24 protein-coding genes are annotated in these 20,261 nt (G+C 52.9%); 18 read left to right on the forward strand and 6 right to left on the reverse strand.

Annotated elements, in window-relative coordinates; all coding sequences use genetic code 11:
* Complete coding sequence (locus tag EVJ33_RS00270; protein ID WP_131433409.1) at window positions 1-462, forward strand: hypothetical protein; 462 nt, start codon at window positions 1-3, stop codon at window positions 460-462.
* A gap of 44 nt (window positions 463-506) precedes the next feature.
* On the opposite strand, the gene EVJ33_RS00275 is transcribed toward EVJ33_RS00270, so the two are convergent.
* From EVJ33_RS00275 to EVJ33_RS00295, 5 genes are all read right to left on the reverse strand, one after another.
* Window positions 507-863, reverse strand: a complete 357-nt coding sequence (locus EVJ33_RS00275; protein ID WP_131433410.1) for a DUF1304 domain-containing protein — start codon at window positions 861-863, stop codon at window positions 507-509.
* Between the two features lies 1 nt (window position 864).
* A complete protein-coding gene (locus tag EVJ33_RS00280) occupies window positions 865-1,158 on the reverse strand; it encodes a putative quinol monooxygenase (protein ID WP_131433411.1) in 294 nt (97 codons plus the stop codon).
* 15 nt (window positions 1,159-1,173) lie between these two features.
* Window positions 1,174-1,812 (reverse strand): nitroreductase family protein, encoded by a 639-nt coding sequence (locus EVJ33_RS00285; protein ID WP_131433412.1) that lies wholly within the window; start codon window positions 1,810-1,812, stop codon window positions 1,174-1,176.
* Window positions 1,813-1,835: 23 nt separating this feature from the next.
* Window positions 1,836-2,246, reverse strand: coding sequence for a MarR family winged helix-turn-helix transcriptional regulator (locus tag EVJ33_RS00290; RefSeq protein ID WP_131433414.1), 411 nt, complete (start codon window positions 2,244-2,246; stop codon window positions 1,836-1,838).
* A 121-nt stretch (window positions 2,247-2,367) separates the two neighbouring features.
* Complete coding sequence (locus tag EVJ33_RS00295; protein ID WP_131433416.1) at window positions 2,368-3,120, reverse strand: hypothetical protein; 753 nt, start codon at window positions 3,118-3,120, stop codon at window positions 2,368-2,370.
* A 178-nt stretch (window positions 3,121-3,298) separates the two neighbouring features.
* Here EVJ33_RS00295 and EVJ33_RS00300 point away from each other — a divergent pair, with 178 nt between their 5' ends.
* The 16 genes from EVJ33_RS00300 to mnhG all read left to right on the forward strand — a co-directional run bounded on the left by EVJ33_RS00300 (window position 3,299) and on the right by mnhG (window position 17,031).
* A complete protein-coding gene (locus EVJ33_RS00300; protein ID WP_131433418.1) occupies window positions 3,299-3,700 on the forward strand; it encodes a GntR family transcriptional regulator in 402 nt (133 codons plus the stop codon).
* Window positions 3,675-4,556 (forward strand): ABC transporter ATP-binding protein, encoded by an 882-nt coding sequence (locus EVJ33_RS00305; RefSeq protein ID WP_131433420.1) that lies wholly within the window; start codon window positions 3,675-3,677, stop codon window positions 4,554-4,556. Before EVJ33_RS00300 ends, EVJ33_RS00305 begins: the two co-directional genes overlap by 26 nt.
* Window positions 4,546-5,673, forward strand: coding sequence for an ABC transporter permease subunit (locus EVJ33_RS00310; protein ID WP_131433422.1), 1,128 nt, complete (start codon window positions 4,546-4,548; stop codon window positions 5,671-5,673). The genes EVJ33_RS00305 and EVJ33_RS00310 overlap by 11 nt, the downstream gene beginning before the upstream one ends.
* Window positions 5,674-5,686: 13 nt before the next feature.
* A complete protein-coding gene (locus tag EVJ33_RS00315; protein WP_131433424.1) occupies window positions 5,687-6,154 on the forward strand; it encodes a DUF4825 domain-containing protein in 468 nt (155 codons plus the stop codon).
* 137 nt (window positions 6,155-6,291) lie between these two features.
* A complete protein-coding gene (locus tag EVJ33_RS00320; protein WP_131433426.1) occupies window positions 6,292-7,965 on the forward strand; it encodes an AMP-binding protein in 1,674 nt (557 codons plus the stop codon).
* A gap of 80 nt (window positions 7,966-8,045) precedes the next feature.
* Window positions 8,046-8,624: a fatty acid metabolism transcriptional regulator FadR gene (locus EVJ33_RS00325; protein ID WP_131433428.1), complete on the forward strand. Its 579-nt coding sequence runs from the start codon at window positions 8,046-8,048 to the stop codon at window positions 8,622-8,624.
* A gap of 80 nt (window positions 8,625-8,704) precedes the next feature.
* Window positions 8,705-9,478, forward strand: coding sequence for an electron transfer flavoprotein subunit beta/FixA family protein (locus EVJ33_RS00330; protein WP_131433430.1), 774 nt, complete (start codon window positions 8,705-8,707; stop codon window positions 9,476-9,478).
* Window positions 9,479-9,491: 13 nt separating this feature from the next.
* Window positions 9,492-10,457, forward strand: a complete 966-nt coding sequence (locus EVJ33_RS00335) for an electron transfer flavoprotein subunit alpha/FixB family protein (RefSeq protein ID WP_034776767.1) — start codon at window positions 9,492-9,494, stop codon at window positions 10,455-10,457.
* A gap of 106 nt (window positions 10,458-10,563) precedes the next feature.
* Window positions 10,564-10,878 carry a thioredoxin gene (gene trxA / locus EVJ33_RS00340; RefSeq protein ID WP_021066822.1) on the forward strand — a complete coding sequence of 105 codons (315 nt, stop codon included), beginning with the start codon at window positions 10,564-10,566 and terminating at the stop codon, window positions 10,876-10,878.
* 370 nt (window positions 10,879-11,248) lie between these two features.
* Entirely contained in the window at window positions 11,249-13,678 is a 2,430-nt protein-coding gene (locus tag EVJ33_RS00345) for a Na+/H+ antiporter subunit A (protein WP_131433432.1), read from the forward strand.
* Complete coding sequence (locus EVJ33_RS00350) at window positions 13,662-14,099, forward strand: Na(+)/H(+) antiporter subunit B (protein WP_131433434.1); 438 nt, start codon at window positions 13,662-13,664, stop codon at window positions 14,097-14,099. The genes EVJ33_RS00345 and EVJ33_RS00350 overlap by 17 nt, the downstream gene beginning before the upstream one ends.
* A complete protein-coding gene (locus EVJ33_RS00355) occupies window positions 14,099-14,440 on the forward strand; it encodes a Na(+)/H(+) antiporter subunit C (protein WP_021066825.1) in 342 nt (113 codons plus the stop codon). The genes EVJ33_RS00350 and EVJ33_RS00355 overlap by 1 nt, the downstream gene beginning before the upstream one ends.
* Window positions 14,433-15,917: a Na+/H+ antiporter subunit D gene (locus EVJ33_RS00360; protein ID WP_131433436.1), complete on the forward strand. Its 1,485-nt coding sequence runs from the start codon at window positions 14,433-14,435 to the stop codon at window positions 15,915-15,917. Before EVJ33_RS00355 ends, EVJ33_RS00360 begins: the two co-directional genes overlap by 8 nt.
* Window positions 15,918-15,924: 7 nt before the next feature.
* On the forward strand, window positions 15,925-16,404 hold the full coding sequence (locus tag EVJ33_RS00365) for a Na+/H+ antiporter subunit E (RefSeq protein ID WP_131433439.1): 480 nt from the start codon (window positions 15,925-15,927) through the stop codon (window positions 16,402-16,404).
* Window positions 16,404-16,694 carry a Na(+)/H(+) antiporter subunit F1 gene (locus tag EVJ33_RS00370; RefSeq protein ID WP_021066828.1) on the forward strand — a complete coding sequence of 97 codons (291 nt, stop codon included), beginning with the start codon at window positions 16,404-16,406 and terminating at the stop codon, window positions 16,692-16,694. The genes EVJ33_RS00365 and EVJ33_RS00370 overlap by 1 nt, the downstream gene beginning before the upstream one ends.
* Window positions 16,672-17,031 (forward strand): monovalent cation/H(+) antiporter subunit G, encoded by a 360-nt coding sequence (gene mnhG / locus EVJ33_RS00375; RefSeq protein WP_131433443.1) that lies wholly within the window; start codon window positions 16,672-16,674, stop codon window positions 17,029-17,031. The genes EVJ33_RS00370 and mnhG overlap by 23 nt, the downstream gene beginning before the upstream one ends.
* A 42-nt stretch (window positions 17,032-17,073) precedes the next feature.
* Here mnhG and EVJ33_RS00380 read toward each other — a convergent pair whose 3' ends face one another.
* Complete coding sequence (locus EVJ33_RS00380; protein ID WP_131433445.1) at window positions 17,074-18,387, reverse strand: dihydrolipoyl dehydrogenase family protein; 1,314 nt, start codon at window positions 18,385-18,387, stop codon at window positions 17,074-17,076.
* A gap of 71 nt (window positions 18,388-18,458) precedes the next feature.
* Between EVJ33_RS00380 and uvrC the strand changes: the two genes are divergently transcribed.
* On the forward strand, window positions 18,459-20,243 hold the full coding sequence (gene uvrC / locus EVJ33_RS00385; protein ID WP_131433447.1) for an excinuclease ABC subunit UvrC: 1,785 nt from the start codon (window positions 18,459-18,461) through the stop codon (window positions 20,241-20,243).
* Window positions 20,244-20,261: the final 18 nt, after the last annotated feature.

The following is a 20,261-nucleotide window of genomic DNA, read 5'->3' on the forward strand; positions in this document are numbered from 1 at the left end:
ATGAAACGAATCATACTAGGCATCAGCCTCGTTGCCGTCACGGTGTTATCCGCCTGTTCGGTCAAGGAAGAGGCGGTCGAACTCTATAAACAAGAGACACCGCTCCAAGCGACGTTCGATGTTCCGGAAGTCATTGAAGCAGGAGAGGCGATCACGTTCGAAATCGGTTTGTCGGTTCAAGGCGATGTCGAACCTGACTTCGTGCATTTGGAGTTACAAAAGGCAGACGGGACGATTTCCTATGGTATGCAGGAAGCGACACGAATCTCTGACGGTACGTATGAACTGACGACACGTGTCGAAGCGGACGGGCTCTATATTGCTCGGATCCATGCGCAGGCGAACGGCTCGACCATCTTTCCGGCCAAGCAGTTTATCGTCGGGGAATTGACGGAAGCCGAATGGGACGCTTTATATGACGGAGCTGCACCAGTCGAAGCTGTGACGGAACCACACCACTAAAAAAAGTTCTCCCTCCAATTGTTTGGAGGGAGAACTTTTTGGTTTCACACCAACATGGACAACAGCGTCAAAATCGCCAAGCCGCCTTGAGTGAGGATGATTTTCTTGTTGCTCGTCACACTGCCGTACAAGGCGACAAGCACGATATAGACGAGGAGCATCGTGACGATCTCCGTCGACTGGCTGACGAACAGGCCGTACAGTAAGCCGACGCCGATCAACCCGTTATAGACGCCTTGGTTCTTGAACAGCACCGACACGGAGTCGCGCGCGAGCTCTTGTTCCGTCATATTGAAGACACGGGCCGTCGTTTTTGAACGAGTGGCGAACGTCTCTAAATACATGATGTAGAAGAACTCGAGTGCGACGAGCGTTCCGAGGACGAGGGTGAGCCCGGACATATTAGTTGGCCGTTGCGACTTCCGTCACATGGATGACCGGCTTCGCCGTCACGTAGTTGCCTACGCTTTGAGCGAACGCGATGAGATCCGGGTTTTGGTTGTGTTGCTCGACGGCCGCTTGGTCGGCCCAATTCTCGATCATAACGAAGCGGTTCTCCGCCGTCGTTGATTGGAAGAGCTCATAGCTCAAGCAACCGGCTTCTTGTTTTGATGAGTCGATGAGCTTGTTGATGTCTGCCAAAAAGTTGTCAAATTCCGTTTCTTTTACTTCGAAAATAGCATTGATTAAGATCATGTAGGTGTCCTCCGATTATTTGAATGATGTGATTTTTTCAGCGTCGAGACGTACCGATTGGTAGCCTTCTTCTGCAGCTTTACCGACCGAGAGAATCATGACCGGCACGTAACGGTCTTTGTCTAAGCCGAACGCTTCCGCGAGTTGATCTTTCTCGAAACCGCCGATTGGGTTCGTGTCATAACCGTGGGCACGGGCGACGAGCATGAATTGCATCGCAGCAAGACTCGAGTCGATTTTGACGATGTCGTTCATCTCTTGTTTTGACAAGTTTTTGTAGTACGGGAGAATGGCCGCGAGCTGTTGATCGCGTACTTCTTGCGGCATCTTGCCTTCTGCGACGGCTTGGTCGTAGATGTCTTCACCGAGCTCGTAGCATTCCATATCGCCGAAGATGAGGACCATCGCGGCCGACGTGTCGTTTTGACGGACGTTGAAGCGGATGAGCGGCTTGAGCGTTTCTTTCGCCTCAGGGCTCTCGACGACGACGAAGCGCCACGGTTGCATGTTCACTGAAGAAGGAGCCGTTGTCGCTTCCTCAATCATTTGAAGCATTTCAAGTTGTGAGATTTTGACATTCTCGTCGTAGACACGGATCGATTTACGACCGAGCATCACGTCAGTGAATGTGTTGTTTTCGAATGTAGTTGCCATGGTTATTACCTCTTTCTCTCTTGTTATAGTTGGTTCAACTTTTGTAGCAGACTCGACAGCTGATTGATTTCTGACTCGGACAGCACCTTCGTGATCAAGTGCTTGCTGCGGTCATGGTCTTGTTCACAGCTCGTCAAGTCGTGCTTGGCTTCGTCGGTCAAGTGGACGAACACTTCGCGATGGTTCGCCGTGTTCCGCTCCCGTCGGACGTAGCCTTTTTCTTCAAGGATCTTCAAATGGCGGGTGATGGCCGCATGATCGATTTTCATCGTCTGCTGAATCTCACTTTGCGGACAGACGCCTTTGTCATGCACGATCATGAGCATCTCGTATCTGGTCAGGCTGAAGCCCGTCTCTTTCTCGAACGAGGTTGCCACGCGTTGGTCCGCCAGTTTAATTTGGTACAGCAGTCGGCTGATATCTCGTAATTCCATCTGTGATGTTTCACCCCTCTCATTTGATAAGTCAATTGTTGACTCGTCAAATGTAAAACATTCACGACGCGTTGTAAAGGAGAATGCTCACAAAAAAACCATCCGCTTTGGCGAATGGAATTTACTCTTCATATTTCGTGCCATCAAAGTGATAGTCATAGATGAACGTCGCCTCATCGAATCCGTACAGTCGATCGTGGCGATTCAAGTCGTCAATCGTCTGCAGCTCATGCATCGCCGGTTCGCCGGGGAACGAGTCGTGAGAGACGTTCATATACCGCTCGGTGAAATCGTCGTCTTCGTTCGGTGTGCCGTCGAATGAGAAGTGAATCGAGTAGACGTCATCTTCCAAAGCGCGTATCACGCCGAGCATCCGCTCTTTCTGGGCGTCCGTGTTGGACCACTTCTCATGGAACATGATGGACACGTCCAAAAACTCTTTCGACTCGACGTCGAAGACGGACGTCGGGGTAGGGGTAAGCGTCGTCTCATACTCTTCATCGACCCCTGAGGCGATACTTGCGCGGACCGTCTCCGCCTCGGTTAACAAGTCGAGCTGTTTGAGCCGCTCCTTGACCGTGTCTTCAGCCTCTTGTTGCCAGACGTGTTCGAGCACGTCATCATGGATCGACTCGTCGCTTCCATACGTCTCGGCCCAATAGTCACCAGCGAGCTCTGGGCTCGTCAACGTAAACTCGGCCGCATACCCGCCCATCTTCCAATCACGCCTTAGTGTGACATCTACGTTTTCTCCATATGTATCTTCGACGTATGTTTCATACCGTGTCTCTTCTTCTTGTTTGGCGCCTGTCGACCAGACGACCCCGATTACTGTCATCGTACCTAAACCTGCTAATAGCCATCGTCTCTTCATGTTCAATCACCTCTATCCCAATTTACCCGAAATGGGAGTCGTCCACCTCGGTCCAAAGTCGTATTCAATTTATTCCCAATTCCCTGTAAACTGAAAGTGCCCTTTAAGAACTATTGTCTTTACGTGTACTAATACATATAATACACTTATACTACGTACACAAGAGAGGGTGTGACCCATGTTATATAAGATTGATATGAAAAGCGCGGAACCTTTGTATGAACAAATCGTCAATCAGACGAAGGCGCTCGTCATCCGTGGGATTTTACGGCCAGGCGATAAGGTGATGTCCGTGCGCGAACTCGCGACAGACCTCGTCATCAATCCGAATACGGTCAGTAAGGCGTATCAGGAGCTCGAACGACTCGGCTTGCTCGAGATGCACCGCGGTCGGGGGACGTTCGTCTCCGAGGACTGGATCGACCAGGACTCGCCGCGCGCACCGATCCTAGAGGCGATCAAGAAGCTCGCCATCGATTGCCATTATGCGAACATCGCGCTCACCGAAGCGCTGACGCTATTTGAGATAGAATATAAGAAAGTAGGGGAGAACCATGCTGACAGTCCAGCAACTGAGTAAGAAAATCGATCGACAGCAAGTCCTAGATGATATCGATTTCACCGTCGGCGCCGGGGAAATCATCGCCCTCGTCGGACGGAACGGCGCTGGTAAGACGACGCTGCTCCGGACGATGGTCGGCATCATCCGACCGGACACGGGCGACGTCCGCTACGGTCCATCGAGCATCTTTGAAAAAGCAGAGTTGAAACGCGACGTCATTTTTGTCCCGGATTCGGCCGACGCGCTCAAACATTATACAGTCAACGAGGCGGCCGCGCTCTACGAATCGATTTATCCGACGTTCAACCGGTCAACGTTCAGAGAGTCGCTCACGCGTTACAACATCGATAACAAGAAGATTCGCCAGCTCTCGAAAGGACAGAAAGCGATGGTGACATTGTCGCTCGCCTTCGCCGTCCAAGCGAAATACTATTTGCTTGATGAGCCGACCGACGGACTTGACGTCGTCGCCAAATCCGACATCTTGAAACTGATGATCGCCCAAGTCGAGGCACGCAACTGCTCGATTATCGTCTCGAGCCACCAGTTGCACGAGCTCGAGCGGATCGCCGACCGCATCATCATGATTGAGAAGGGTCGCGTCAAAGCGATCATGTCTCTCGAAGAGGCGCGCGAGACGAGCGTCAAACTGCAAGTCGTCTTCAACGACCAAGTTCCGGTCGAACTGCTCGAACGAAAAGATATCGACATTATCAACGTCACAGGTCGGGTCGCCTTGTTTATGGCAAAAGAACGGACGAAAGAACTCGATACGTTCGTCGACGCGCACGACCCGATGCTCGTCGAAGAAATCCCGATGTCGCTCGAAGACATCTTCCGGGTCCAATTAGGAGGTGAGGCAAGTGTCTTTTAAGGTGCTGCTAAAGAAAGATTGGAAACAAGTGTCGTTGTTATGGATGTTGCTCGTCTTCCTCGGAATCGTCGCCCATACGCTTCCGGTATGGACACAGATTCAATCGTTCGACGAACAAGTTCGGGAAATCCAAGAAAATCCGGCGGATTATGCCGAATGGTATGGCGACAACGTGACGAATCCGTCGCTTGAAGAGTTATTCAGCCCTGAGTATAGCTATTTTATTGGTGACTTACAGACACTCATCCCGTATGGTGGCGTCATTTTCCTCTATATCATCTTCGGTTTCTTGATGGCGTCCGTCTTGATTGGAAGTGAACGCAATAGCCAAATGTCTGACTTTGCGATGTCCCTCCCGTTCAACCGCAATCAGCTATACATATCGAAGTGGTTGATCGGAGTGAGCGGGATTGTCGTCTCGTCGCTCCTCGGCAGCCCGCTCATGCTTTGGGTCATCCAGACATCTCGCTATTCGTTTTTGATGGAAGGACATGCGTTGCAAGTCGCAGGGCTAGCCGGCTTTATGTTGTTGACTGGCATTGCCGTCTTCTCGCTGGCGTTATGGATGGGTTCATTCGGTGGGGAGGCCGTCTCGCAAGTGCTCTGGTCGGTCGTCGCCCTGTTATTCCCTGTCGGCATCTTACTGTTGATTCAAGGATCAATTTATTCGATCACTCAAAATACAGCAGGAGTCTACGATTTATTCGAACGTGCCATGGAAAGTGTGTTTTTACGATTGATTTCTCCGCTCGCGAACTTGTTAAATGTCGATACGTTCAACATGTTCACGGACGATACAGTGTGGGAAAACTTTATGACGGTAGCGATTATTAGCTCCCTCGGATTCATCGTCCTCTCGTTCGGGATCGGCTTATGGACGTTCAACCGGGTCCCACAAGAAAACAACGGCCGCTTCTTCATGTTCACGAACTGGCTTTGGCTCGTCCATGTCATCATGGTCATCTGTTTCGCCATGCTCGGTGGGATCGTTCTGGCTAATCTCTCCTACCCGACGAATAGCATCCTCTATTTTGTTGGATTTGCAATCGGTGGCTTCCTCGCGCATTTGCTCGCGAAACGTCTGCTCTATCGCTTCAACTTGAGACTAAAAGTGTAAAAGGAGAATTCTCATGAAACGACTCAGTTTGCTCATTGTCATGCTCATCGTTCTCGCAGGATGCGGGGATACCCAACAACCGAGAGCGTTCCAATACAAAGGGTCTTATGTCGGTGACAACAGCGCTGTTGCCGGCATTGCCCAGACGTTGCCGATGCATGACTGTTACAAGTCGATCGAGCTCCAGACGAAAAAACGTCCATACGGCTTGACCGTTCGATACGATGATCCTGAACTCGAGCGAATCGAGCAGGAGCGGCTCGCGATTCGGAACGCGGCGACGTACTTCACGCTCGTGCAAAACACGGAGATCGTCCGCTTCGCTTTCCCGAACCGGACGTATTCGTTCTCGCGCCCAGAGATGGAGGCGTGGCTCGACATCGATTTCTCGACGATCAAGTGGGAAAAAGATTTAAATGAGCACTTGGACGAGAAAATTAGCAACAAAGAGCAGACTGAAGCCTATTTCAAGAGAATCTGAACGTGTGCGGAAACTTTCATCCGCACACGTTTTTTCGATATTTTCTGAAAATTATTGGGTAAAGGGTAGATGAAAGCGTTTTCTTGGCATTATAATAGAGGTAACTGAATGACTATTCATTTCAAGGAGGAGAATCGATGAACAAACCGTGGTTGCAAGATTATCCAGCTGACATGCCAGAAACGATTGATTATGAGGTGAAGCCGCTCTATGAGGCGCTCTCCCGGGCCGCTACAGACTATCCGGACCGGACCGCCGTCTCCTTCATCGGCAAAGAGTTGACGTTCGCCGAGGTCGACGATGCGGCAAAACGGCTCGCGACGATGCTCCAATCGAAAGGGCTGCAAAAAGGAGACCGCGTCAGCCTGATGCTCCCGAACTGTCCACAATACGTCATTTCGTTCTACGCCGTCCTGTACGCCGGTGGGACGGTCGTCCAGACGAACCCGCTCTATACCGAGCATGAGCTCGAGAACTTGATCACCGACTCAGGTGCGAACATCCTCATCACCCTCGATCTGCTCTATCCGAAGTCGCTCCGTGTGAAACAGAAGACGGACATCAAGACGATTATCACGACAAGTATCGCCGACTATCTGCCATTCCCAAAGAACAAGCTGTACCCGATCAAAGTGAAACGTGAGAACAACATCGTCATCGACACGACGGGTTCGGTCGCGTTCAAAGACTATAAAAACTTCGGACCAATCACACCGGTCTCAATCGAGCCGAAAGAGGATGTCGCTGTCTTGCAATATACCGGCGGGACGACAGGGCTACCGAAAGGCGTCATGCTGACCCACTTCAACTTGACGGCGAACGTCGATCAAATTTCGAACTTCTTCTATAGATATAATCGAGGTGACTTAAAGCGTGTCTTGAGTGTCGTCCCGTTCTTCCACGTCTACGGCATGACGTGCTGTCTGAACTTTGGGATGGCGAACGGATATGAGCTCGTCCTCGTCCCGCGTTTCGACGTCACTGACGTCCTGAAGACGATCCACAAGAAGAAGCCACACTTCTTCCCAGGTGCACCGACGATGTATGTCGGTATCCTCAACGACCCAAAATTGAAAAAATATGACCTATCATCGATTGAGGCGTGTATTTCCGGATCGGCGCCACTACCAGTCGAAGTGCAGGAACAGTTCGAAAGCATCACGGGCGGTCGTATCGTCGAAGGGTACGGGTTATCAGAGACGTCACCGGTCACGCATGCGAACTTCCTATGGGATAAACGGATTGTCGGCTCGATCGGGGTGCCGTTGTCGGACACTTCTGCTAAAATTGTAAAGGCAGACGGGGAGACACCAGCCGATGTCGGTGAAATCGGGGAAGTCATGCTCTACGGCCCGCAAGTGATGAAAGGGTATTGGCAGAAGCCGGAAGAGACGGCCGCCGTCTTGAAAGATGGATGGCTTGCGACCGGTGACCTCGGCTATATGGGCGAGGATGGTTTCTTCTATATTGTCGACCGGAAGAAAGACATGATCATCGCCGGGGGCTTCAACGTCTATCCGCGCGAAATCGAAGAAGTGTTATACGAACATCCGGCCGTCAAGGAAGCGGTCTGTATCGGCGTCCCGGACCCGTATCGCGGCGAGACGGTCAAGGCGTTCATCGTCATGCGTGATGGCGTCAGCGTGACGGAAGAGGAGCTCGACAAGCATTGTCGTGAGAAGCTCGCGGCGTATAAAGTGCCGAAGTTGTACGAGTTCCGTGACGAGTTGCCGAAGACGTTCGTCGGTAAGATTTTACGTCGCGTCCTCGTCGACGAAGAGAAGGCGAAACAAGTGAAACAAAGCAGTTGACACAACCGTGTCACATGATAGAATAATAAATGAATGAACCATCATTCATTTTTATGCAGCGGTAAGGAGCTTGGGTGTTTATGACAAAGAATGGATCAAAAAGTGACCGCATTATCGATGCGGCAGTGAAAGTGATTGCGAATCATGGCTATCACGGTGCAAAGGTGACGGCCATCGCCAAAGAGGCGGGCGTCGCCGACGGAACGATTTATTTGTACTTCAAAAACAAGGAGCATCTGTTGATTGAATTGTTCCAGACGAAGATGGGCTTGTTCATCGACTACTCGAAGCAACAAATCGAGCAGGAGACGACGGCCGGCGACAAACTGTATCAGTTGATCGAGTCGCATCTCAAACAACTGTCGGCCGATTACGACCTCGCCGTCGTGACACAAATCGAGCTCCGGCAGTCGAACTTGGCACTCCGTCAAAAAATCAGCGAAGTGTTGAAACCGTATTTGAACTTGATTGACGCGGTCGTGCAACACGGGGTCGATACCGGCGAATTCGATCGCGAGCTCGACTATCGCCTGGCTCGGCAAATGATTTTCGGCACGATCGATGAAGTGGTCACGAGTTGGATGGCGAGCGGCTTTAAATATGATTTGATGTCGACGCTACCGAAAGTACACCATATGTTAAAAAAAGGGCTTGCTTAACCGTAAGCCCTCTCGCTAGCTCAAAAAATGAACGCTGATTCATGAATGATGGTGCGAACAACTTATAAGGGGGAACTACGATGAATATTTTTGTATTGCTGAAGCGTACGTTCGATACAGAAGAAGCGATTCAGCTCGAGAATGGGGAAATTCAAGAAGACGGCGCTGAGTTCATCATCAACCCGTACGACGAGTATGCGGTCGAGGAGGCCATTCGCAAGCGTGACGATCTCGGGGGAGAAGTCACGGTCGTGACGGTCGGACCGGAAGACGCGGACAAAGAACTCCGTACGGCGCTCGCGATGGGTGCGGACAAAGCGGTCCGGATCTCAATCGAGGATGACGTCGAGGACGCCGACCACGTGACGATTTCAAAAGTACTCGCCACGTACTTGAAAGAACAAGCACCTGACCTCGTCTTCGCGGGGAACGTCGCCATCGATGGCGGCAGCGGTCAAGTCGCACCACGCGTCGCCGAACTGTTAGACATGAACTACGTGACGACGATCACGAAGCTCGACATCGATGGCACGACGGCGACGGTCACACGTGACGTCGAAGGGGACACCGAAGTGATCGAAGTGCCGCTCCCGCTTCTCGTGACGGCGCAGCAAGGATTGAACGAACCGCGTTATCCGAGCCTCCCAGGCATCATGAAGGCGAAGAAGAAGCCGCTTGAAGAACTCGAACTGTCGGACATCGACCTCGATGAAGACGAGATCGAAGCGAAGATCGAGACGATTGAACGGTTCTTGCCGGAAGAGAAGAAAGCAGGACGCATCCTTGAAGGGGATACGTCGTCACAAGTGAACGAGCTCGTTCAATTACTTCGCACGGAAGCCAAAGTCATTTAAGGGGGACACATAGATGAAAGCTTTAGTACTCGCAGAAGCGCGCGAAGGCGCGTTACGGAACGTATCATTTGAAGCGATCGCCGCGGCGAAGCAATTGACGGACGACGTGACGGCGGTCGTCATCGGGGATGACGTCAAAGCACTCGCCAATGAACTCGGGGAGTACGGCGCGGGACGCGTCCTCGTCATCGAGGACGAGCGTCTCAAGCACTACACGCCGGACGGCTACGGGCAAGTGCTCCGCCAAGTCATCGACCAAGAGTCGCCGGACATGATCGTGCTCGGTCATACGGCGCTCGGGAAAGACATCGCCCCGAAACTCGCGGCACGACTTGACGCAGGACTCATCAGTGACGTCGTCTCGATCGAAGGGTCAGGCAAAGACGCCGAGTTCGTCCGCCCGATCTATTCAGGGAAGGCGTTCGAAAAAGTGAAATTCAAAGACTCGGTCATGTTCTTCACGATCCGTCCGAACAACATCGACGCGCTGCCACGTACGGCAGGGGCGAGCGTATCGGTTGAGACACCGAGCGTGGAACTGAAAGACCTCGCCATGATCGTTAAAGAAGTCGTCCGCAAGGCGACAGGGAAAGTCGATTTGACGGAAGCGAAAGTCATCGTCGCCGGTGGGCGCGGTGTCAAGAGCGAGGACGGCTTCAAGCCGCTCGAAGAGCTCGCCGAACTGCTCGGCGGAGCCGTCGGTGCTTCACGTGGAGCATGTGACGCCGACTATTGCGACTATGCCCTTCAAATCGGTCAGACCGGGAAAGTCGTCACGCCGGACCTGTATATCGCGTGCGGCATCTCAGGCGCGATTCAACACTTGGCTGGGATGAGCAACGCCAAGGTCATCGTCGCCATCAATAAAGACCCGGAAGCGAACATCTTTACCGTGGCCGATTACGGCATCGTCGGTGACTTGTTCGACGTCGTCCCACTCTTGACAGAAGAGTTCCGCAAACACCTCGTCAATAGCTGATATGCAGAACGTTTGGGGAAACGTACCCTCCGTGGTATACTCTGAACATGAAATGCATGAGAGTTCCTAATCGGCTCTCACATCTTATTGGGGAGGTATTTACCAAATGGCTATTAAACACGCAACGACTCAAACATTTGAACAAGAAGTAAAAGAGGGCGTCGTCCTCGTTGATTTTTGGGCAGCATGGTGTGGACCGTGCCGCATGATCGCACCGGTTCTTGAAGAACTCGATCAAGAGATGGGCGACCAAGTCCAAATCGTGAAACTCGACGTTGACGAGAACCCAGAAGTAGCGGGCGCTTTCCAAATCCAAAGTATCCCGACACTCATGATGTTCAAAGACGGACAACCTGTCTCGAAAACAATGGGCTTCCAACCAAAAGAAGCACTCAAAGAGTTTATCGCGACAGCACAATAATGCGTACAGCCGACCGGGGAACTGGTCGGCTGTTTTTTCTTAGGCGCAATCGGGAAGAAGGAGTTTAGTCGCTTCGCATGGAATAACAACGGTTAAGGTTCGGTCTGGATGTAGCGGAGAATTCAGAAAAAACTCCATTTGAAAACGGATACATACATTGCTTGATTCAATTTTTTTTCGTGGATTTTTGTCGACTCCCTTCATATTTAATAGTTCGGGATTTTTTGACGAGCCTCTAAAAAGTGGGAAGGTTTTATCATGGAAACAGACTGAAAATTTACGCTATACTCATGAAGAAGACGTGATGGCGTCAAGTGACCTTAATAATTGGCCCATCGTTTGTAAGACTCTGTTCGAAGGAGGAATTTTCTTGTCGGTGTTACATTTAGCTATCTTATTGCCGCTTCTCGCGGCACCGTTCATCCCGTTCTTGTTCCGGGCACTGAAGCGAATCCATACGGGTTGGTTCGTTTTAATCGTTCCGGTCGTCCTGTTCGTTTACTTCTTCCGCTTCATCGGAATCACGAGCGCGGGGGACGTCGTGACGGAAACGGTCGAATGGATGCCTTCGCTTGGCATCAACTTCACGGCCTACGTGGACGGGCTCGGACTATTGTTTGCCCTCCTGATTACAGGGATCGGGGCGCTCGTCGTCCTGTATTCGATTTACTACTTGAATAAAGATAAAGAGTCGCTCGGGCACTTCTATGTGTACCTGCTCCTGTTCATGGGTGCGATGCTCGGTGTCGTCCTCTCGGACAACATGGTCGTCATGTACATGTTCTGGGAACTCACATCGATTTCGTCGTTCCTGTTGATCGGGTATTGGTATGAGAAAGAGCGTTCACGCTATGGGGCGCGTAAGTCGATGCTGATCACCGTGTTCGGTGGTTTGTCGATGCTCGGGGGGATTGTGATCCTTGAGTCGATCGTCGGCTCGTTCAGCATCCGTGACATGGTCGCCAATCAGGCACTCATCGCGGACAGCCCGTTCTTTATCGCGGCGATGATTCTCATCTTGCTCGGCGCCTTCACGAAGTCGGCGCAATTCCCGTTCCACATCTGGTTGCCGGATGCGATGGAAGCACCGACCCCGGTCAGTGCGTACCTCCACTCGGCGACGATGGTCAAGGCCGGTCTCTATCTCGTCGCACGGATGAGCCCGGTATTCCAAGAGTCGTCACTCTGGCTATGGATCATTGCCTCGGTCGGGACGTTCACTTTGTTCTGGGGTTCGTTCAATGCGGTCAAACAGACCGATTTGAAAGGAATCCTCGCATTCTCGACGGTCAGTCAGCTCGGTCTCATCATGTCCCTGCTCGGCCTCGGTGCCGCGGCGCTTCATTATGACGGCATGGATGACAACATCTATATGGTCGCGACGATTGCGGCGATCTTCCACTTGATCAACCATGCGACGTTCAAAGGATCGCTGTTCATGATGGTCGGGATTGTCGACCACGAGACGGGGACACGTGACATCCGCAAACTCGGTGGACTGATGACCGTCATGCCGATTACGTTCACGATCGCCGTCATCGGCTCGCTGTCGATGGCAGGTCTACCGCCATTCAACGGCTTCCTCAGTAAAGAGATGTTCTTGAAGGCGACGACAAAGGTGTTCTCGATGGACTTCTTCGCGCTTGATACGATCGGCATCTTGATCCCGGTCGTCGCATTCATCGCGAGCGTGTTCACGTTCATCTATAGCTTGATCATCTTCACGCGGACGTTCATGGGCAAAGCCCAGTTCGACCAATTGCCAAAACAGCCGCACGAGGCACCAATCGGGATGCTCATCCCGCCAGCGATTCTCGCGATCCTCGTCGTCGTGCTCGGTTTCGTGCCGAACGTATTATCGAACTCGCTCATCAAGCCGGCCGTCGAATCGATTTATCCGACGCTCGTCGCGAGCGGTCAGGACGTGAAAGTCGACATCTACTTCTGGCACGGATTGACACCTGAACTTTATATGACGATCGGGGTCATCCTGCTCGGGACGCTCATGTTCTTCACGATCAACAAGTGGATGGGCATTTACAACCACATCCCGCATCGTTTGACGCTCAACGGCATGTATGATGGGACGCTCGTCTGGTCGAACAAGGCGGCGTACCGCTTCAAAGATAACTATATGACGGGCTTCATCCGCTCGTACTTGGTGTACATCTTCTTGTTCTTGTCAGGCATGATGTTGTTCTCGATGTACCGCTTCGATTTGTTCGACTTCTCGTTCGGCGAGATGGAAGCCGTCGCACCGTATGAATACGTCCTCGGGGCCGTCATCATCTTGGCGTCGCTCGCGATTCTGTTCATGCGTTCGCGTCTGCCGTCGATCATCTTGCTCGGTGTTGTCGGGTATTCGGTCGCGTTGTTCTTCGTCTTCTTCAATGCACCGGACCTCGCTTTGACGCAGCTCGTCATCGAGACGGTATCGGTCGCCTTGTTCTTGCTCGTCTTCTACCATATGCCGGAGATCAGCAAGAAAGAAGTGCGTGTCAAATTCAAGGTTGAAAATGCGATCGTCTCGATTTTCGTCGGGGTGACGGTCATGCTCCTTAGCTTCATGGCGCTGTCGAACCGTTCGCTGTCGTCAATCTCTGAATACTATAAAGAAAACGTCTATGATCTAGCAGCCGGGAAGAACATGGTCAACGTCGTCCTTGTCGACTTCCGTGGCTTTGATACGTTGTTTGAGATCGTCGTCCTTGCCATCGCGGCCATCGGGATCTACACGATGATCAAATTTAGAACGACAGAACGTACGAAAGGAGCACGTGAACATGAACCGAAAAAATGATCAAGTCAATGACGTCATCTTACAGACGGCCGCGGTGATCATCTTCTTCATCATCATCGTGTTCTCGATCAACTTGTTCTTCGCCGGGCACTACTCGCCGGGCGGAGGCTTCATCGGTGGTTTGATGACGGCGGCGGCGCTCGTATTGTTGCTGCTCGCCTTTGACTCGAAGACGCTCGCTGCCGTGCTCCCGTTTGATTATCGGAAGATGACGGCGCTCGGTCTCGTCATCGCGATGCTCACATCGCTCCATAGCATCTTTTGGGGCCGTCCGTTCTTGACGCACGCCTATGATAAATTCGATTTGCCGCTTCTAGGCGAACAGACGCTTCACACGGCAATCGCTTTTGACCTCGGCGTCTACCTTGTGGTCATCGGTGTGACGATGACGATCATTCAAACGATTGGAGAGAGTGAATAATGGAAATCTTCGTTAGCATCATCATCGGTGTCCTGACGATGAGCGCGGTCTATATGATTCTCTCAAAGAGTTTGTTGCGCATCATCATCGGCACCGGGCTACTCAGCCACGCGGCCCACTTGCTCGTCTTGACGATGGGTGGACTGAAGACCGGAGCGGCGCCTGTCCTCGTTGACGGCGTCACGGAATATACCGACCCGCTCCCGCAAGCGCTCGTCTTGACGGCGATCGTCATCAGCTTCGGGGTGACCGCGTTCTTCCTCGTGCTCGCGTATCGGGCTTACCAGGAACTGAACACGGATAATATTGAGGAAATGAAAGGAACGGAATCGAATGATTAACTTACCGATCTTTCCGATTGTCATCCCGGCGCTTGCGGCTATCTTCCTCCTCTTCGCACCGAAGCAGGTTCGCCTGCAACGCGGAGTGGCACTCGGGGCTTTACTTGTAACGTTTGCAGTGACGGTGCTGCTCATTTTCACCGTATCTCAAGACGGCATCATGACCGTCAACCTAGGGAACTGGCCGGCGCCGTTCGGGATCACGCTCGTCTCGGACATGCTGTCGGCGCTGCTCGTCGCCACGTCGACGTTGCTCGTCTTCTTCATCGTCTGGTTTGCGACGTATTACTTCTCAGACGCTTATGAATCGAACTACGTCTACGTCGCGATGTTGTTCCTCCTCGTCGGGGTGAACGGAGCCTTCACGACAGGCGATATTTTCAACTTGTTCGTCTTCTTTGAAGTCTTCCTCATCTCGTCGTACGTGTTAATCGTACTCGGCGGGAAAGGCGTTCAGTTACGCGAGTCGATCAAATACTTGCTCGTGAACGTCATCGCCTCGGCGTTGTTTGTCATGGCGGTCGCGCTCCTTTACGGGACGGTCGGCACGCTCAGCTTGGCGGACCTCGCGCAAAAGATCCCACTCGTGGAGAATCAAAGCGTCATCACCGTCATCGGTGTGTTCTTCGTCATCGTCTTCGGCTTGAAAGGGGCACTCGTGCCACTGCACTACTGGCTCCCGGGCTCGTACGTCGTGGCACCGACGCCGATTCTTGCCATGTTCGGGGCGTTGTTGACGAAAGTCGGCGTCTACTCGATTTTACGGACGTATACGCTCCTATTTGATGGCGGCAGTGCGTTCATGCAGAACTTCTTGATCATCCTCGCCGTGTTGACGATCGTCATCGGCATGACCGGGGCGATCGCCTACAACGACGTCAAACTGATCATCATCTACAATATCATGATCGCTGTTGGTGTCATCCTGTACGGGATTGCGCTCAACACACAGACGTCGCTTGAAGGGGCGCTCTACTATTTGATTCATGACATGTTGATCAAGGCCGCCTTGTTCATGCTCGTCGGGATGATGATTGGCATCACCAAATCCGGTCAACTTCGCGACATGGGTGGCTTGATCACCCGCTTCCCGCTGTTCGGATGGACGTTCTTCATCGCAGCGTTGTCGCTCGCCGGGATTCCGCCGCTCAGCGGATTCTTCGGGAAACTGTTGATCGTTCAAGGTGGGGTCGGGGAAGGCAGCCTGTTTGGACCGCTCCTCATCTTGCTGTCGAGTTTGTTCGTCCTCTTCTCGGTCATCAAAATCTTCTTGTACGGATTTTGGGGAGAAGAGAAACGAGTCTATGACGGTCCGCTCGTACCGTATATGAACCGCCTTATCGTGCCGACGTTCTTGCTCGTCGCTGTCGCCGTCGCCTACGGGTTCGGCGCCGAGGCGATGCATCCGTTCATTACCCAGGCAATCGAACCGCTCGTGCAACCCGAAATCTATATCGATGCCGTGATTAAGGAGTGATTTAGAGATGGCTTACCAACTACTCATCAACTTTTTCCTGGCGTTCATTTGGATGTTCTTCACGGGTACGTTCACGACGAGCGGATTCATCATCGGTTACTTGCTCGGATTACTCGTCATCTTCATGATGCGCCGCTTCTTCAAGAACACGGATTTTTATTTCACCCGCGTCTTGAAACTGTTTAAACTGTTCTTGATTTTCTGTCGTGAGCTTGTCGTGGCCAACATTGAAGTGCTCCGGCTCGTCTTGAGCCCGAAACTTAAAATCCAACCGGGCATCTTTCGGTATCACACCGAACTCGATGCCGGTTGGAAAGTGAGTTGGTTGTCGATGCTCATCACGCTGACACCGGGTACGCTTGTCGTTCAAGTGTCAGACGACAACAAGACGCTCTATATCCACGCATTGCATATGCCGGATAAAGAGTCGCTCAAACGAGACATTTACGATAACTTTGAGTCGAATATTAAGGAGGCGACCAGCTAATGTTAGATATTATTATTTACGTGGCGCTCGCCATCCTCGTGCTCGCCATGCTCGGTATGCTGTATCGGGTCGTCAAAGGGCCGACGACAGCAGACCGTGTCATCGCGCTCGACTCGATCGGCATCGGCTTGATCTCGGTCGTATCGTTGTTATCGATTTTGCTCGATACGACGATGTTCTTCGAGGTCATCCTCTTGCTCGGGATTTTAGCCTTTATCGGAACGGTAGCGTTCTCGAAATTCCTCGAGAAGGGAGAGATCATCCAACATGACCGCAACAATGATTTATGACATCTTGACCGGTGTCTTCACGATCATCGGTGTATTCTTCACCGTCGTCGCGGCCATCGGTCTGATCCGGCTCCCGGACATTTATTCCCGCGCCCATGCCGCTTCGAAGAGTGCGACGCTCGGTGTCATGTTCGTCCTATTCGCGGCGCTCCTGCACGTCTGGGTCGACCAGCGCATCTTTGACGCACGACTCCTGCTCGGACTGTTCTTCGTCTTGTTGACGGCACCGGTCGGCAGTCACTTGGTCGCCCGTGCAGCCCACGCCCAAGGTGTCCCGCTTTGGAAGAAGTCGCTCCAAGACGCGCTTCGAGAAGATAAAGATAAAGGGATTGAATGACGAAAGGCTCCTCCAAGTCAAATTGGAAGAGCCTTTTTTGTGTCAAATCAGATACGTCACGTCAGAGGCCGACGTCGGATAGGCGAACTCTAAGTGTTTGACGTGTTGATGGGTGATATTGTTTTGTATAATGAACGAGAACAAGTTAATCAGTTCCGGTGCGTGCTGTCCGATCAAGTGGGCGCCGAGCACGTGCCCGTCCTTGCTGAGTAAGATGCGGGAGAACGCGGTCGTGTCGTTAATCCGCTCATACGTCAGGAAGTGGGACAAATCATTGTCCTTACACTCAAAGTCGATGCCGCTCGCTTTCGCCTCATCGACCGTCAGCCCAACTTTGGCGATCGGTGGTGTCGTGAAGACGACCGTCGGGGCAGGACGCTCAGGCAAAAGACGGGTGTTGTTCCGCAACAGGTTGAGCGCGGCGATGCGTCCTTCCTGCCCAGCGAACGGCGTGAGGGCCGGGTTGCGGCTCTTGGCGACGTCCCCGGCCGCATAGACGTTCGCGTTCGTCGTCTGCAAGTACTCGTTGACGAGGACGCCCCCGTGATCGGACTCGACACCGGCCGCGTCCAAGCGGAGTCGTTCGATGCTCGGAATCCGCCCGGTGGCGTTAAGGACGACGCCTTCTAGGGTAGAGTCATCTGATAACGTCAGCACGTTCCCGTCGAGTCGGACGGGCTCGATTCCGTAACGGACATCGATGCCGATCCGGCTCGTCTCATCGACGAGTCGTTTGACGACTTTGCGATCGAATTGCTTCAATGCCCGCGACCGGATGAGGAGGGTCACCTCGCACCCGAAGCGGCGGAGGATATGGGCGAACTCGAACGCGATGTAGCCGGCTCCGATGATGATGACGTGTTTTGGCAAGTCATCGAGGTCGAAGACATCGTCGCTCGTGATGGCCCCGTCGCCACCCGGGATGTCGAGCGGACGCGGAATGAGGCCAGAAGCGACCAAGAACTGATGCGCCGAGATTTCATGTCCATCGATGACAATCGAGTCTTCATCGATGAAGTGGGGTTCGCCTTCGAACAAGTCGATGTCGTGCTCTTTCCAATGATGCATTTTCGTCGTCGGGACGGCGAAGCGATATTCGTCGATGCGCCGCTTGAAGGCGTGCCAATCGAGTGTGAGCTCGCCGTGGACCCCGAGCGGTTGCATTCGTTCCGCACGGGCGATGAGCTCGGCACCTTCCGCGAGCATCTTTTTCGGGTCACATCCGCGTTGCGGGCACGTCCCGCCGAACGTCCGGTTCTCGACGATGGCAATTTGTTTACCGGCGTCGCATAATACGTTAGCGGCTTGGCTCGCGGCCGAGCCGCTGCCGATGATGATGACATCGTACCGTTTCATAACAAACCCTCCCTCTAAGACTTCATCAACTTTTTCCCGTCTGGAAGGAACCTAAACTGAGGTGATTGAATTTGAGTCATTCTGACCACATTAAACATAAATTGGCGCTCCTCCCGGACGAACCAGGCTGTTACTTGCATAAGAACGAGTACGGCGAGATCATCTACGTCGGGAAAGCGAAAAATTTGAAGAACCGGGTCCGGTCGTATTTTACCGGGGCGCATGACATCAAGACGATGCGGCTCGTCGCCGAGATTCGTGACTTCGAATATATCGTCACGGCGAGCGAGCTCGAGGCGCTCCTTCTCGAGATGACGCTCATCAAAAAGCACGACCCGAAATACAACATCCGCTTGAAGGACGACAAGTCGTATCCGTACATCAAAATCACGAACGAACCTTATCCGCGTTTACTCACGACGCGGAAGCTGAAGCGGGACGGCGGCTTCTATTTCGGTCCGTATCCGAACGCCTATGCCGCCAACGAGACGAAACGGTTACTGGATAAACTGTATCCGCTCCGGAAATGCCAACCGATGCCGCGCAAGCTCTGTCTGTATTACCATATCGGGCAGTGTCTCGGACCGTGCGAGCTCGCCGTCGACACGGACGAGCAAAAAGACATCGTCCAGGAGATTCGCCGCTTCCTGAACGGGGAGACGAGTGAGACGCTCGCCAAGCTCCAAGTCGATATGGGACGAGCGGCCGAAGACATGCAGTTCGAACGCGCCGCCGAGCTCCGTGACCAAATCCGAGCGGTCGAGTCGATCATGAACAAACAAAATATGATCACGGCCGACCCGACAGCACGCGACGTCTTCGGCTATACGCTCGATCGTGGTTGGATGTGCGTCCAAGTGTTCTATATGCGGGGTGGCAAGATGATTGAGCGCGACGTGTCCCTGTTTCCGCTCCATGGCGAACCGTCTGAGGAGCTCGAGAGTTTCATCGTTCAGTTTTACGAGCAGAACGTATTGCCGAAAGAAGTGCTCGTCCCTGAGATCGTCCGCATCGAGCTGTTGAACGAGGCGATCGGGACGAAAGTGATGCAACCGAAGCGTGGCGCGAAGCGGCAGCTGCTCGACCTGGCGACGAAAAACGCCAGCATCGCCTTGAACGAGAAGTTCGAGTTGCTCGCCCGAGATGAAGAACGGACGCTCCTCGCCATGCGTGAACTCGGTGAGGCGATCGGGATCCCGAACTTGTCACGCGTCGACATCATCGATAACGCCAACATCCAAGGGGCTGACGCCGTCTCAGCGCTCGTCGTCTTCGAAGATGGCAAACCGCTCAAAAAAGAGTATCGCAAGTATAAAATTCGGACCGTCCAAGGGCCGGATGACTATGAGACGATGCGCGAAGTCGTCCGGCGTCGTTTCCGTCGCCTGTTGACAGAAGAGAAGCGTCTGCCGGACCTGCTGTTGATCGATGGCGGGATTGGACAGTTGAATGCCGCCCTCGACGTCCTGCAAAACGAGTTCGGACTCGACGTACCGGTCGGCTCGCTCAAGAAAGATGATCGTCACCGGACGAGCCAGCTCTTGTTCGGGGAAGGCGGCGGCGTCATCGAACTGAACTCGCGTTCGAGCGCGTTCTATTTGCTCCAACGTATGCAAGACGAGGTCCACCGCTTCGCCATCACGTTCCACCGCAGTTTGCGGACGAAGAAGATGACGAAGTCGGTGCTCGACGATATCCCGGGCGTCGGGCCGAAGCGGCGTCAACAGTTGATCCGCCATTTCGGGTCGATGAAGCAGATCCGGCTCGCCTCGCTCGAACAGTTGAAGGAAGCGGGCCTGCCTGAGAAACTGGCAGAGACCGTGATCCAATACGTCCATGAAGAGACGGACGAGTAAAAAAAGAAGAGCCGATGC

Origin of the sequence: Exiguobacterium sp. SL-10 (assembly GCF_004337025.1) — a bacterium.
Taxonomy (GTDB): Bacteria; Bacillota; Bacilli; order Exiguobacteriales; family Exiguobacteriaceae; genus Exiguobacterium.